The organism is Nocardiopsis metallicus, assembly GCF_014201115.1.
GTDB classification, from domain to species: Bacteria; Actinomycetota; Actinomycetes; order Streptosporangiales; family Streptosporangiaceae; genus Nocardiopsis; species Nocardiopsis metallicus.
In genome coordinates this window covers 3,339,401-3,352,347 of sequence record NZ_JACHDO010000001.1, presented here as the reverse complement: position 1 = coordinate 3,352,347, position 12,947 = coordinate 3,339,401, and the positions used below count along the sequence as shown (strand labels likewise).

General features: G+C 69.1%; 12 protein-coding genes. 8 read left to right on the top strand and 4 right to left on the bottom strand.

What is annotated here, in order from left to right; genetic code table 11:
* The first annotated feature begins 3 nt into the window (after nucleotides 1–3).
* From HNR07_RS14525 to HNR07_RS14490, 8 genes are all read left to right on the top strand, one after another.
* Nucleotides 4–348: a biotin/lipoyl-containing protein gene (locus HNR07_RS14525; RefSeq protein WP_184365458.1), complete on the top strand. Its 345-nt coding sequence runs from the start codon at nucleotides 4–6 to the stop codon at nucleotides 346–348.
* A 203-nt stretch (nucleotides 349–551) separates the two neighbouring features.
* Nucleotides 552–1,295 (top strand): alpha/beta fold hydrolase, encoded by a 744-nt coding sequence (locus HNR07_RS14520; RefSeq protein ID WP_184365457.1) that lies wholly within the window; start codon nucleotides 552–554, stop codon nucleotides 1,293–1,295.
* A gap of 376 nt (nucleotides 1,296–1,671) precedes the next feature.
* Nucleotides 1,672–2,733: a BMP family lipoprotein gene (locus tag HNR07_RS14515; protein WP_184365456.1), complete on the top strand. Its 1,062-nt coding sequence runs from the start codon at nucleotides 1,672–1,674 to the stop codon at nucleotides 2,731–2,733.
* A gap of 186 nt (nucleotides 2,734–2,919) precedes the next feature.
* The gene (locus HNR07_RS14510) at nucleotides 2,920–4,527 is read left to right on the top strand and encodes an ABC transporter ATP-binding protein (protein WP_184365455.1); all 1,608 of its coding nucleotides are present in this window, start codon (nucleotides 2,920–2,922) and stop codon (nucleotides 4,525–4,527) included.
* On the top strand, nucleotides 4,524–6,122 hold the full coding sequence (locus HNR07_RS14505; RefSeq protein ID WP_184365454.1) for an ABC transporter permease: 1,599 nt from the start codon (nucleotides 4,524–4,526) through the stop codon (nucleotides 6,120–6,122). The genes HNR07_RS14510 and HNR07_RS14505 overlap by 4 nt, the downstream gene beginning before the upstream one ends.
* On the top strand, nucleotides 6,119–7,378 hold the full coding sequence (locus HNR07_RS14500) for an ABC transporter permease (RefSeq protein WP_184365453.1): 1,260 nt from the start codon (nucleotides 6,119–6,121) through the stop codon (nucleotides 7,376–7,378). Before HNR07_RS14505 ends, HNR07_RS14500 begins: the two co-directional genes overlap by 4 nt.
* Entirely contained in the window at nucleotides 7,357–7,773 is a 417-nt protein-coding gene (locus HNR07_RS14495) for a cytidine deaminase (protein WP_184365452.1), read from the top strand. The genes HNR07_RS14500 and HNR07_RS14495 overlap by 22 nt, the downstream gene beginning before the upstream one ends.
* Before the next feature lie 102 nt (nucleotides 7,774–7,875).
* Nucleotides 7,876–9,165, top strand: coding sequence for a thymidine phosphorylase (locus HNR07_RS14490; protein ID WP_184365451.1), 1,290 nt, complete (start codon nucleotides 7,876–7,878; stop codon nucleotides 9,163–9,165).
* Between the two features lie 67 nt (nucleotides 9,166–9,232).
* Here HNR07_RS14490 and HNR07_RS14485 read toward each other — a convergent pair whose 3' ends face one another.
* The 4 genes from HNR07_RS14485 to HNR07_RS14470 form a co-directional block, all read right to left on the bottom strand.
* Nucleotides 9,233–9,826 carry a hypothetical protein gene (locus HNR07_RS14485; RefSeq protein ID WP_184365450.1) on the bottom strand — a complete coding sequence of 198 codons (594 nt, stop codon included), beginning with the start codon at nucleotides 9,824–9,826 and terminating at the stop codon, nucleotides 9,233–9,235.
* 79 nt (nucleotides 9,827–9,905) lie between these two features.
* Nucleotides 9,906–11,426 carry a tripartite tricarboxylate transporter permease gene (locus HNR07_RS14480; protein ID WP_184365449.1) on the bottom strand — a complete coding sequence of 507 codons (1,521 nt, stop codon included), beginning with the start codon at nucleotides 11,424–11,426 and terminating at the stop codon, nucleotides 9,906–9,908.
* Entirely contained in the window at nucleotides 11,426–11,932 is a 507-nt protein-coding gene (locus tag HNR07_RS14475) for a tripartite tricarboxylate transporter TctB family protein (RefSeq protein ID WP_246420311.1), read from the bottom strand. The genes HNR07_RS14480 and HNR07_RS14475 overlap by 1 nt, the downstream gene beginning before the upstream one ends.
* Nucleotides 11,929–12,927, bottom strand: a complete 999-nt coding sequence (locus tag HNR07_RS14470; RefSeq protein WP_184365448.1) for a tripartite tricarboxylate transporter substrate binding protein — start codon at nucleotides 12,925–12,927, stop codon at nucleotides 11,929–11,931. The genes HNR07_RS14475 and HNR07_RS14470 overlap by 4 nt, the downstream gene beginning before the upstream one ends.
* Nucleotides 12,928–12,947: the final 20 nt, after the last annotated feature.

Sequence of the window (12,947 nt, the reverse complement as noted above, 5' to 3'; positions counted from 1 at the left end):
CACATGGCAGAAGAGAACATCACCTTCACCCTCCCTGACCTGGGGGAAGGCCTGGTCGAGGCCACCGTCCTGGAGTGGCAGGTCTCGGTCGGGGACACCATCGGCCGCAACGACCCGCTGGTGGAGGTGGAGACCACCAAGTCGGCCGTGGTCATCCCCTCGCCCAAGGCCGGGCGCGTGGTGGAGCTGCACGCCGAGGAGGAGCAGGTGGTTCCGGTCGGCGACCCGCTGGTGACCTTCGCCGTCCAGGTCGAGGAGAGCGCCCCGCAGGCCGGGATCGTCGGCCGGGTCCCGAGTGAGGACGCCAAACCCAAGCGCCGGGTCCGGCTCAAGCCGCCGACGGACTGACCCGGTCACCCGGTTGTGCTCCCTCCGGGTCGCCGACACGGAGTGCCAACCGATACGCCAAAGGTCCCACCAATGACGAGGGTCCGTTCGGATGTCGACACAAGCGGAACACGCCAAACAGGCTCACCGTTTATAGAAACATCTGAATGGGCCTTCGTCTGTTCGATCAAATCCCACCCCCGGCATAAGAAACGGAAGGATTCATGACCGCGAATCTCGTCGGAGACGTGACAATGCGCTATACGGATTTGCCTTCACCCGCTCCGACGGACTCCGTACCGGTGCTTCTGTTGCACGGTTTCGGCACCGACTTCGACATGAATTGGCGCGCCGCGGGCTGGCCGCGCGCGCTGGAGGCGGCCGGGCGCCGGGTGATCGGCCCGGACCTGCGCGGCCACGGGGCCAGTGACAAGCCCACCGACAGCGGGCTCTACCTGCCCGAACACTTCGTCGCCGACATCCTGGCGATGCTCGATGACCTGGGTGTGAACAGCGTCGACGTGGTCGGCTACTCCATGGGGTCCCGGCTGGCCTGGGAGCTCGCGCTCACCGCACCCGACCGGGTTCGCCGCCTGGTCCTGGGCGGGTTCGGCCCGGCCAACGCCCTGGCCGGTCTGGACACGGCCGAGCCCGGCGCGGGCGACAGCCCGTTCGACCACGTCTACCGCACCGTCGCCGCCCTGCCCGGCAACGACGCCGCGGCGCTGGCTGCCTGTGTCCGGGGACAGGCCTCCCGCCCCTTCCAGGAGGAGCCGCGCCCCCAGGGCATCCCGATGCTCCTGGTCTCGGGCGCCAAGGACACCGTCGCCGAGGGCGCGGCGGAGCTCGCCGAACGCTGCGGGGCCTCCTTTGTGGAGATTCCCGGCCGGGACCACGCCAACGCCGTCTCCTCCAGGGTCTTCAAGCAGGCCGTGGCGGCCTTCCTCGAGGAGGGGCAAGAGCGGTAGGAGGGGCCGGGGAGGGTGCTGTGAAGGGGTCCGGACCCGAGGGGCCGGGGGGCGAAGTGGGTTAGCCCGGTCTAGACCGGTTGGGGTGATGTGGGGCCCGCTGAGAGTAGTGAAGATCACGATACGGACGGTCACGGCGCTGGTTTTCCGTGGGGAGGGCGAGGCCAATAACAGCGAATAGCCCGCTAGTTGCCCAGATTCGGTGTGCTCTTGGTAACTTCCAAGTAAGGCCCCGTGTCACTCTGCTCTCGCCTTCATAACAACTCCGTCCGTTGGTTAGGTGTACTTTCGGCCAGCGGATATCGTCCGGCAACAGAACTCAGGTCGGTTCCGCGCGGAATGCGGACCGCTGAGAGGGCGAAGGGGAGACTTTCTAGTGAAGCGCAGCAACGCAGCCAAGTTCGCCGCGGTCGCCGCGGCGGGCGTGCTGGCTCTGACCGCGTGTGACAACGCGGCCGACGACAACGGCGCCGGCGGCAACGGCGGGGGAGACGGCGAGGCCGCCTCCGAACTGAAGGTCGGTCTGGCCTACGACGTCGGCGGCCGCGGCGACCGCTCCTTCAACGACTCCGCTTACCGGGGTCTGGAGCAGGCCGCCGAGGAACTGGGCGTGGAGACCCAGGACTTCGAGCCCGCCGACGGTGAGGCCGAGTCCGCCAAGGAAGAGCGCCTGGCCACCATGGCCGAGGAGGGCTACGACCTCGTCATCGCCGTCGGGTTCGCCTACGACGCGGCCGTCCAGTCTGTCGCCCCCGAGTACCCGGAGGTCGACTTCGCGATCGTCGACTCCGAGATCGAAGAGATCGACAACGTCACCAGCCTGGTCTTCGCCGAGGAACAGGCATCCTTCCTGGCCGGTGCCGCTGCGGCGCTGACCACCGAGGAGGACCACGTCGGCTTCGTCGGCGGCGTCGAGACCCCGCTGATCCGCAAGTTCGAGGCCGGGTTCGTCGCGGGCGTCGAGCACGTCAACGAGGACATCAACGTCGAGATCGACTACCTCAGCCAGCCGCCGGACTTCTCCGGCTTCAACGACCCGGCCCAGGGCCGTGAAGCCGCTCAGGCGCAGCACGACCGCGGCGCGGACGTCATCTACCACGCCGCCGGCGCCTCCGGTAACGGCATCCTCCAGTCCGCCGTCGAGAACGAGTTCACCTTCATCGGTGTCGACAGCGACCAGTACGAGAACGCCGAGGACGAGCAGAAGCCGTACGTCCTGACCTCCGCGATCAAGCAGGTCGACGTGTCGGTCTTCGAGCTGATCAGCGCGGCCGTCGACGGCAACGTCGAGGGCGGCATCCAGCGCTTCGACCTCAGCGAGGGCGGTGTCGACTACACCACCTCCAACGAGGAGGCCATCGAGCCCATCCAGGAGGAGCTGGACGAGCTCAAGCAGCAGATCATCGATGGGGACATCGAGGTTCCCACTCAGCCGTAACGGGCACGGGAAACAGCACAGGAGCGCGGGCACCGGGCCCGCGTCGTGACCTGACGTCGCGAAAACGGAGCCGAAGGGGAGTGCCCCTTCGGCTCCACCCGGTAGCCGCACCGCGACGAAGGCGTCCCGGCCGTGGCCCATTCCAGGCCCGCCGCGCCCCGCCGCAAGTTCCCACAGAGGAGTCTGATGAGCAGCACGCCATCGGGCGGCGGGTCGAACGGACCCGCTGCCGTTGAGCTGCGCGGGATCACCAAGCGTTTTCCCGGCGTCGTGGCCAACCACGACATCGACATCACCGTGGCTCCCGGTACCGTGCACGCCATCGTCGGCGAGAACGGGGCGGGTAAGTCCACGCTGATGAAGACCCTGTACGGCATGCACAAGCCGGACGAGGGCCACATCTACATCCGCGGCCAAGAGGTGCGCTTCAACTCGCCCTCCGACGCCATCAAGCACGGCATCGGCATGGTGCACCAGCACTTCATGCTGGCCGACAACCTCACCGTGCTCGAGAACGTCGTCCTGGGCGCCGAGCGCAAGCACGGTATCGGCCGCAGGGCTCGGGCCCGCGTCCTGGAGCTGTCCGGACAGTACGGGCTCGGGATCGACCCCGACCGCCTCATGGAGGACCTGGGCGTGGGCGACCGCCAGCGCGTGGAGATCCTCAAGGTGCTCTACCGCGGCGCCGAGACCATCATCCTGGACGAGCCCACCGCCGTCCTGGTCCCGCAGGAGGTCGACGAGCTCTTCGACAACCTGCGCGAACTCAAGCGCGAGGGCCTCACGGTCATCTTCATCTCGCACAAGCTCGACGAGGTCCTGTCGGTCGCCGACGAGATCACCGTGATCCGGCGCGGGACCACGGTGGCCACCGCCGACCCGAGCAGCACCAGCGCACGCCAGCTGGCCACACTCATGGTCGGCGGTGAACTGCCGGTGCCCGAGCTGCGCGAGTCCACCGTCACCGACCACGTCGTCCTGTCCATGACCGGGGTCACCGTGCACTCCCCCGAGGGGCGTCCCGTCGTCGATGACATCACCCTGGACATTCGTCAGGGCGAGATCGTCGGCATCGCCGGTGTCGAGGGCAACGGCCAGTCCGAGCTGATCGAGGCCATCATGGGGATGCGCCGGATCGCCTCCGGCACGATCTCCCTCGAGGGTCGGGACACCACCGGCTGGACCACGCTGCACCTCCGCGAGGCCGGGGTCGGCTACATCCCCGAGGACCGCCACCGGCACGGCATCCTGCTGGAGTCCCCGCTGTGGGAGAACCGCATCCTGGGCCACCAGACCCGCAAGCCCAGCGTCAACGGTGCACTGATCAACCGGACCGGCGCCCGCGCCGACTCCGAGCGCATCGTCGCCGAGTACGACGTGCGCACCCCCAACATCGACGTCATCGCCGATGCGCTGTCCGGTGGTAATCAGCAGAAGTTCATCATCGGCCGGGAGATGAGCGGTGCCCCGCGCTTCCTGGTCGCCGCCCATCCCACCCGCGGCGTGGACGTGGGCGCGCAGTCGGCCATCTGGGAGCAGCTGCGCGAGGCGCGCGCCGCCGGGCTGGCGGTTCTGCTGGTCTCCGCCGACCTCGACGAGCTCATCGGCATGTCCGACACACTCCACGTCATCCTGCGCGGCCGCCTGGTCGCGGAGGCCGACCCGACCAGCGTCACCCCCGAACAGCTCGGCTCCGCCATGACCGGTGCCGGACTGGACGGCGCGGACGCGCACACAGAAGGTGACAGCGGTGCTGAGGGTGCCCACCGGAACGAGAGCGAGGGCGGCGCATGAGTAACACCACAGGCCGCACCATCGCGGCACCGATCGTGATGCTCCTGGCCGTCGTCGTGGGTGTCGTGACCACCGTCGCCCTGGACCTGTTCCTGCTGCACTGGGCGGCGCTGCTCATCGGCGTCACGCTCGCCTTCGCGCTCGTGGCGGTGCTGGCACCGATGACCCCGGACGAGAGCCGGGTCGGTGCCGACGGGACCAGGGAGGAGGGCACGCCCCTCCACAACGTCCTGGTCGTCCCGATGGCCCTGGTCCTGGCGGTCGTGGGCGGTCTGGTCTCCTCCTGGGTGCTGGACCTGCAGCTGCTCGAACCCGTCGCCGCCGCACTCGGCGCCCTCGTCGGTTCCGTTCTGGCCTTCGTGCTGTTCCACCGCCTGGCGGCGATGATGGCGCTGTCCTTCGCCGCGGTCCTGGTGGCCGGTGTGATCGCGATCGGCGTCACCGCGGCCGTGCTGTACTTCAGCGGTATCCCGCCGCTGGCCACCTTCGACCGCATGCTGGAGTACGGCACCCGGCCCAACAGCCTGGTGCAGATCATCAACGAGAGCACCACCTACTACCTGGCCGCCGTGGCCGTGGCGATCGGCTTCAAGATGAAGCTGTTCAACATCGGTGTGGACGGCCAGTACAGGCTGGCCGCGCTGATGGCCGCCGCCGTGGGCGGTTACCTCGTGCTGCCTCCGGTGCTCAGCCAGTTCGTCGTCATCCTCACCGCCATCGCCGTCGGCGGTGCGTGGGCGGCCATCGCCGGTTACCTCAAGGTGGCCCGCGGCGTGTCCGAGGTGATCTCCACGATCATGCTCAACGCGATCGCCACGGGTATCACCGCCTACCTGCTGACCGAGGGCCGCCTCGCGGTCGAGATCAGCACCAACAACATCGGCACCCCGCCCATCCCCGAGTCCGGTTGGGTTCCCGGTATCCCGGCGACCTTCCTCGGCTCGGAGCGGGAGATCTACGGTCTGATCTTCCTGTCCATCGCGGTGGGTATCGGTTACTGGTTCATGCTCAACCGCACCCGGTTCGGTTTCGAGCTGCGTGCCACCGGCCAGTCCAAGACGGCGGCCGAGGCCAGCGGTGTGAACGTCAAGAAGATGGTCTTCCTGTCCATGCTCTTCTCGGGCATGGTCGCCGGACTCGTGGGCCTGCCGCAGTTGCTGGGCAGTTCCCACTACTACGCGCTGGACTTCCCGGTCGGGATCGGCTTCATCGGCATCGCGATCGCGCTGCTGGGCCGCAACCACCCCGTGGGTATCGTGTTCGCCTCCCTGTTCTGGGCGTTCCTGACCCAGGCGTCGGGCATTCTGCCCTTCGACGGCATCCCGCAGGAGATCGCGGTCATCGCGCAGGCCACCATCGTCCTCACGGTCGTCGTGGTCTACGAGATCGTGCACCGCTGGGGCCGCCGCTACCAGCAGCAGCAGATCGGCAAGCAGCTCGGTCGCACCACCGAGACCACCCCGGAGCCCGCGACCGTGTCCCACGGCAACGGCCCGGACCACGGTTCCGCCGAGAACCCCGAGGATGCGAACGGCACCCCCGGCGGTTCCGACACTGACGGCACCGACGACAAGCGCGGCGGGGAGGCACAGTGAGCCAGGAACTCAACGTGATGGAGCCGGTGGCCAAGCCGTCCCGGCCCAAGGGGTGGGCGCGCTGGCGCGTCCTCACCCTGCTGATGGCGGTCTTCGTCTCCCTGGCGGGCCTGCGGGTCATCACCGGCCAGGACATGCTGACCGACGCGGGAACCGTCCGCACCACGCTGACCTTCGCGGTTCCGATCGGTCTGGCCGCCCTCGGCGGTCTGTGGGCCGAACGCGCGGGCATCATCAACATCGGTCTCGAAGGCATGATGATCTTCGGGACCTGGTTCGGCGCCTACTTCGCGTGGAGCTTCGACAACCCGTGGATCGGTCTGCTGGCCGGGACCATGGGCGGCATGCTCGGCGGTCTGATCCACGCGGTGGCCACCGTGACCTTCGCGGTGGACCACATCGTGTCCGGTGTGGCGATCAACATCCTCGCCCTGGGCGCCATGCGCTACCTGTCGATCCTGGTCTACGCCGACATCCCCGGCGCCGGCGCGGCCCAGTCCCCGTCGGCCCCGTCGTTCCCGACGCTGACGGTTCCATGGCTGCCGGAGGCGCTCGCTCCGGTGGCCCAGAGCGGAATCTTCCTCATCAGTGACTTCGCGGCGCTGGTCATCGGTCTCACCACCCGCATGTCGGCGCTGACCCTCATCGCCATCCTGCTGGTCCCGATCAGCTACCTGGTGCTCTGGAAGACCACCTTCGGCCTGCGGTTGCGTTCGGTCGGTGAGAACCCCGACGCCGCCGAGTCGCTCGGTGTGCCCGTGTACACGCTCAAGTACATCGCCGTGGTCATCTCCGGCGGTCTGGCCGGCATGGGCGGCGTGTTCCTCGCGATCGTCGCCTCGCAGATCTATCAGGAGGGTCAGACCGGCGGCCGCGGATACATCGGTCTGGCCGCGATGATCTTCGGTAACTGGCGACCGGGCGGTCTGGCCATGGGCGCGACCCTGTTCGGCTACACCGACGCCCTCCAGCTGCGCGGCGGTGGCGCGGCCATCCACGCGCTGCTGCTGCTTCTGGCCGTGGTGCTGCTGGTGGTGGCCGTGTGGCAGGTGCGCAAGGACCGCAAGGGCATCGCGGTGGCCGGCTTCCTCGCCGCGATCGTCCTGCTGTTCTGGTACTTCAGCACCGACTCGCTGCCGCGTGAACTGGCCACCTACAGCCCGCACATCGCCACCCTGCTGGTGCTCTCGTTGGCTTCCCAGAAGCTGCGCGCACCCGCCGGGATCGGTAAGCAGTGGAGGGCGAGCAGGTCATGACCGCACCCCTCGACGTGGACTGGGCGGCCCTGCGTACGGCCGCCCGTGAGGCGATGGCCAACGCCTACGCGCCCTACTCGAAGTACCCGGTGGGCGCGGCGGCGCTGGTCGACGACGGCCGGACCGTGAGCGGCTGCAACGTGGAGAACGCCTCCTACGGTCTGGCCCTGTGCGCCGAGTGCGGGCTGGTCAGCGCGTTGCACGCCACCGGGGGCGGGCGCCTGGTCGCCTTCGCCTGCGTGGACGGTCAGGGTGAGACCCTGATGCCGTGCGGGCGCTGCCGTCAGCTGCTGTACGAACACGGCGGACCGGAGCTGCTGGTGGACACACCCGAGGGCATCTGGCCCATGGAGCGGGTGCTGCCCCAGGCCTTCGGACCGCACAACCTGGCCTGACTTGCTGGCCGGCCTGACCGACTGGCGTCTCCCCGGCCGCCGAACCACGGCGGCCGGGGAGACGCCTTTTCTTATCGCTACTCACCACGGAAGGGACATGACATGGACGTCATCGAGATCATCCGAGCCAAGCGCGACGGGGGCAAGCTCACCCCGGAGCAGATCGACTGGGTGATCGGGGCCTACACCCGTGGTGAGGTGGCCGAGGAGCAGATGGCGGCGCTGGCGATGGCGATCTTCCTGCGCGGCATGGACCGCGCCGAGGTGAGCCGCTGGACCGAGGCGATGCTCTCCTCGGGGGATCGGCTGGACTTCTCCGACCTGGCCCGGCCCACCACCGACAAGCACTCCACCGGCGGGGTCGGCGACAAGATCACCCTGCCGCTCACCCCCACCGTCGCCGCCTGCGGCGCGGCCGTCCCGCAGCTGTCCGGGCGCGGGCTCGGCCACACCGGCGGCACCCTCGACAAACTGGAGTCCATCCCCGGCTGGCGGGCTTCGCTGTCCACCGAGGAGATGCGTCAGGTCATCACCGACACCGGCGGCGTGATCTGCGCGGCCGGATCCGGGCTGGCCCCGGCCGACCGCAAGCTCTACGCGCTGCGCGACGTCACCGGCACGGTGGAGTCCATCCCGCTGATCGCCGCGTCCATCATGAGCAAGAAGCTCGCGGAGGGGACCGCTGCCCTGGTCCTGGACGTCAAGGTGGGGTCGGGGGCCTTCATGAAGGACGCCGACTCCGCCCGCGAACTGGCCCGCACCATGGTGGACATCGGCAACGACCACGGCGTGCGCACGGTCGCCCTGCTCACCGACATGGCCACCCCGCTGGGCCGCCAGGTCGGCAACGCCCTGGAGGTCGCCGAGGCCGTGGAGGTGCTCTCCGGCGGCGGCCCGGCCGACGTCGTGGAGCTCACCGTGGCTCTGGCCCGGGAGATGCTGATCGCGACCGGACTGACCCCGGGCGAGAACGGCGTGAAGGATCCGGCCGAGGCCCTGCGCGACGGCAGCGCCCTCCAGGCCTGGAAGGACCTCATCCGGGCCCAGGGCGGCGACCCGGACGCGCCCCTGCCCGAGGCCGCCGAGCGCCGCGTGGTCCTGGCCCCGGCCGACGGTGTGCTGACCAGGCTGGACGCCTACCAGGTCGGCCTGGCCGCCTGGCGCCTGGGCGCGGGCCGGGCCCGCAAGGAGGACGCGGTGTCCTTCGGCGCGGGGGTGACCCTGCACGCCAAGCCGGGTGAGGCGGTCAAGACGGGGGAGCCGCTGTTCACCCTGCACGCAGACGAGCCCGAGCGCTTCGACCGCGCGGCCCTGGCCCTGGAGGGCGCCTTCGACATCGAGGACGCGGCGGTCTGGAAGGCCGAACCCCTGCTCATCGACCGCGTGTCCTGACGGGACGCGGGTACGGAGGGGCTGGCGTGGCGCCAGCCCCTCCCGCGCACCTTCAAGGGTCCTGCGGTCAGTCCATGATGGGCGGCAGCATCTGCTGCGGGGCGGCCTCCGGGATCAGCAGGAACGCGGCAGCGGCGACCAGGACGAACAGGAAACCCACGATCGTCGTCGCGGTGGCGGTCCACTTGGCCCAGTGGCGGGTGCCGCTGTTGAGCAGGGCCAGCGCCAGGGTCGAGGACAGCACGGTGAGCAGGGCCACCGCGCCGCCCAGCCAGATCTGCATCTCGATCTGCCGGATCTGGTTCGGGTCTATGGGCTGGCCGCCGACCAGGATCATGCTGGTGAGGATCTCCAGCAGCTGCCCGGTCAGGACGGTCACGGCGAGCAGGATCACGCCGACGATGCTCAGGGTCTCCGAGGAGAACGCACCGCCGGTACGGGGCTCAGCCGGAGGGACCTCGAACTCGTGCTCGTGGTCGTACTCCTGACCGTGCTCCGCACCCTCGACGCCGTCCTCCGGGGTCTGGGCGCCCTGCCCCGCGACGGCGGGATCCGTGGCGTACCCCGGCTCGAATCCCGGTTCGAACTTCGGCTGCGGGGCACCTTCTGCGGGTCTGTTGGTGTTCTCGGGCCTGGTGTTGTCTTCCGGTGCGGTACTCACGCGGCCAACGTACCCGCGGGCCCGGGTAAGCAGGACCTAAGAATCGCCTGTTCAGCCACGGAATACGATCAAGAACCGGTCAGGCGCGTTCCGCCTCCTCGGGTTCGGAGACCGGCTGGCGGCGGGCCAGTGCCCGCCGGCGTCCGAAGGCCACGAGCACGACCGCGGCGATGACGGCGAGGATGCCAAGGGAGACCGGGCGGGTGACGAAGATGGAGAAGTCGCCTCCGGAGATCAGCAGCGACTGGCGCAGCGAGACCTCCAGGATGCCGCCGAGGATGAACGCGAGCACCAGTGGCCCGACCTCGTAGCCGAACTTGCGCAGGGCGTACCCGAGCAGTCCGAACACCAGCATCACGACGATGTCGGACACCCGGTTCTGCACGGTGTACACGCCGACCAGCATCACGACCAGGGCTACCGTTGACAGGATGGTGATGGGCACCCGAAGGACCTGCACCCAGGCGCCGATGAGAGCGGTGTTGAACACCAGCAGCAGGACGTTGCCGACGAACATCGAGGCGATCACACCCCAGAACACGTCGGGCTGGTTGACCATCAGGGACGGTCCGGGGGTGATGCCCTGGATGAGCAGGGCGCCGTAGAGCAGGGCCAGCACCACGTTGGGCGGGATACCCAGGGTGAGCAGTGGAACGAAAGCGCTGGTGGAACCGGCGTTGCTGGCTGCTTCGGGCCCCGCCACACCCTCGATGGCGCCCTTGCCGAACCGGGAGGGGTCCTTGGCCCGCCGCTTCTCCACCACGTACGCGGTCATCGACGAGACCACGCTGCCGCCGCCGGGCAGCAGTCCCAGGACGCTGCCGAGGAGGGTGCCGCGCGCCAGGGCCCCGCCGGACTGGCGGAAGTCGGAGCGCGAGGGCCAGATCCGGCCGATCTTGTGCTTGATCTTCGTGCCTGTGGGGCTCTTGTCGATGCTGTACAACACCTCGCCCAGCCCGAACAGGCCCATCGCGATGGGGATGAAGCTCAGCCCGGCGAGGAGGTCGCTGCTACCGAGGGTGAACCGCGGTTCCCCCGAGACGGAGTCGAGGCCTACAGTGGCCAGGAAGAGCCCCAGCCCGGCGGCGACCAGCGCCCGGCCGATGGACACGTTTCCCATCCACGCCACGAGCAGGACCCCGGTCAGGGCGACGAGTGTGTACTCGGGCGGTCCGAAGTTCAGTGCGACCCCGGCGAGCAGGGGAGCCAGCACCACGAGGAAGACGGTCGCGGTGATGCCGCCGATGAAGGAGCCCACGGCGGCGATACCCAGGGCCGGTCCCGCCCGGCCCTTCTGGGCCATCGGGTATCCGTCGAAGGTGGTCACCACCGAGGAGGCCTCCCCGGGGATGCGCAACAGCACCGAGGTGATGGTTCCGCCGTATACCGAGCCGTAGTAGATCCCGGCGAGCAGGATGATCGCCGGAGCCGGGTCCAGCACGTAGGTCAGGGGCAGGAGCAGGGCGATGGTGGCGGTCGGGCCGAGGCCGGGTAGCACCCCGATGAAGGTGCCGATGAGCACACCCAGTGCCACGAACATGAGGTTCCCGGGCTGGAAGGCCACCTGGAAACCGTGCAGGACGCTGTCGAGGTGGTTCATCAGCTCGTTCCCTTCAGAAGCGCGATGATCGGGTCCGGTGGCAGGGGGATGTTGAGCCCGTAGACCAGACCCGCTGTCAGGAAAGCGGTCACCGCCACCGAGAGCAGGAGCGCGGTCCACCAGCGCATTCCGGCGAGGACGCGCAGCCACAGCAGCTGGAGGGCGAACACCGGCAGCACCAGGCCGACCACTGTGAACAGGGCGGTGAAGACCGCCATGCTGACCAGGGCTGTCAGAAGCCGTCGGGGATTGTGGCTGAAGGCCTCCTCGGGGGGTTGGTCACCGACGGGCGGCCTGATGGCGAAGGCGGCGACCAGGATGATCGCTCCGGCTGCGAACGGCCAAAACCCCGGTCCGGGCTGTTGGGGCGAGCCCAGGCCCAGCAGAACCGAGCCCAGTACGACCAGGCCGCCGAAGCCGCCCCACACCAGGCGTTGGGGCCACACGGGCCGGGTCGTGCGGTCCCCGCCGCCCACCACGGCGGCGGGGGTGTCCTGTGCGGTCATGACTCCTCCTCCCCGATCAGCTCGACGAAGCTCTGGTGCATCTGGTCCATGACTCCCCGGCTCAGCTCCGAGGAGGTGGGGCGGTCGTTGGCCACGTAGTTCTCACCCACGGCCTCGGCGAGTTCGGGCGACTCCGCGCAGGTGCGGATGTGCCCCTCCAGCAGTTCCACGAGCTCGTCGGGGGTGTCCCCGTGCAGGACGGGAAACCAGAAGGAATCGGACATCGGCAGGCCGTCGTAGCCCAGCTCCTCGAAGGTGGGCACGTCCGGGATGTGCGGCATCCGCTCCTGACCGCCGGAGACCGAAACCTGGAGGCCGGTGCCTGCCAGCTGGTCCATGACCTCCTGGGAGCTCTCGGTGAACACGGCGTTGACGTCTCCTGCGAGCAGTGCGGTGATGGCCGGCCGCGAGCCCTGGTAGGGGACGGCGCGAACGGGTGCGTCCCGCACGTCCGCCAGCAGGTTCAGGGTCTGGTGCGGTGCGCTGAGCGCGCCGGGGGTGGAGACCACCAGCTCCTCTTCCCGGTCGAGGAACCCGGGGCCGACCTCTTCGTGCAGTTCAGGCGGGGTGATCAGGACGGAGGGTGCGTGGGTGACCTCGTTGAGCGGGGTGAAGTCGTCCTTGTCGTAGCCCACGGTGGGTACGCGCAGTGGGACGACCACCGGTCCGCTGGTGGTCACCATGGCCATGGTGTGGCCGTCGGCGGGTGCGTTGAGCAGGTCGTTGAGGGCGATGGCCTGGCTGCCGCCCGGTTTGTTCTCCACCACGACCTCGCGGTCGAGCGATGAGTTCAGGCAGCGGGCGACGTTGCGGGCGATGGTGTCGGTGCCGCCGCCGGGGGCGAAGCCCACCAGCATCGTGACGGGGCGTTCGGGGTAGTGGTCGGGGTCGGCCGTGGCCGCTGTGCCCCCGCAGGCCGTGGCCGCCAGGGCCAGGGCACAGGTGAGGGCGGGCAGGGTCGGTCCTGGGGCGGGTAGGCCTGGTCGTCGTTTCATCGGTGCGCCTTCCGTTGACG

What these genes read in the sequence shown, in the direction of transcription:
- HNR07_RS14480 (WP_184365449.1), bottom strand. Translation starts at nt 11,426, where the DNA reads ATGAACCACCTCGACAGCGTCCTGCACGGTTTCCAGGTGGCCTTCCAG.
- HNR07_RS14505 (WP_184365454.1), top strand. Translation starts at nt 4,524, where the DNA reads ATGAGTAACACCACAGGCCGCACCATCGCGGCACCGATCGTGATGCTC.
- HNR07_RS14470 (WP_184365448.1), bottom strand. Translation starts at nt 12,927, where the DNA reads ATGAAACGACGACCAGGCCTACCCGCCCCAGGACCGACCCTGCCCGCC.
- HNR07_RS14490 (WP_184365451.1), top strand. Translation starts at nt 7,876, where the DNA reads ATGGACGTCATCGAGATCATCCGAGCCAAGCGCGACGGGGGCAAGCTC.
- HNR07_RS14475 (WP_246420311.1), bottom strand. Translation starts at nt 11,932, where the DNA reads ATGACCGCACAGGACACCCCCGCCGCCGTGGTGGGCGGCGGGGACCGC.
- HNR07_RS14525 (WP_184365458.1), top strand. Translation starts at nt 4, where the DNA reads ATGGCAGAAGAGAACATCACCTTCACCCTCCCTGACCTGGGGGAAGGC.
- HNR07_RS14510 (WP_184365455.1), top strand. Translation starts at nt 2,920, where the DNA reads ATGAGCAGCACGCCATCGGGCGGCGGGTCGAACGGACCCGCTGCCGTT.
- HNR07_RS14520 (WP_184365457.1), top strand. Translation starts at nt 552, where the DNA reads ATGACCGCGAATCTCGTCGGAGACGTGACAATGCGCTATACGGATTTG.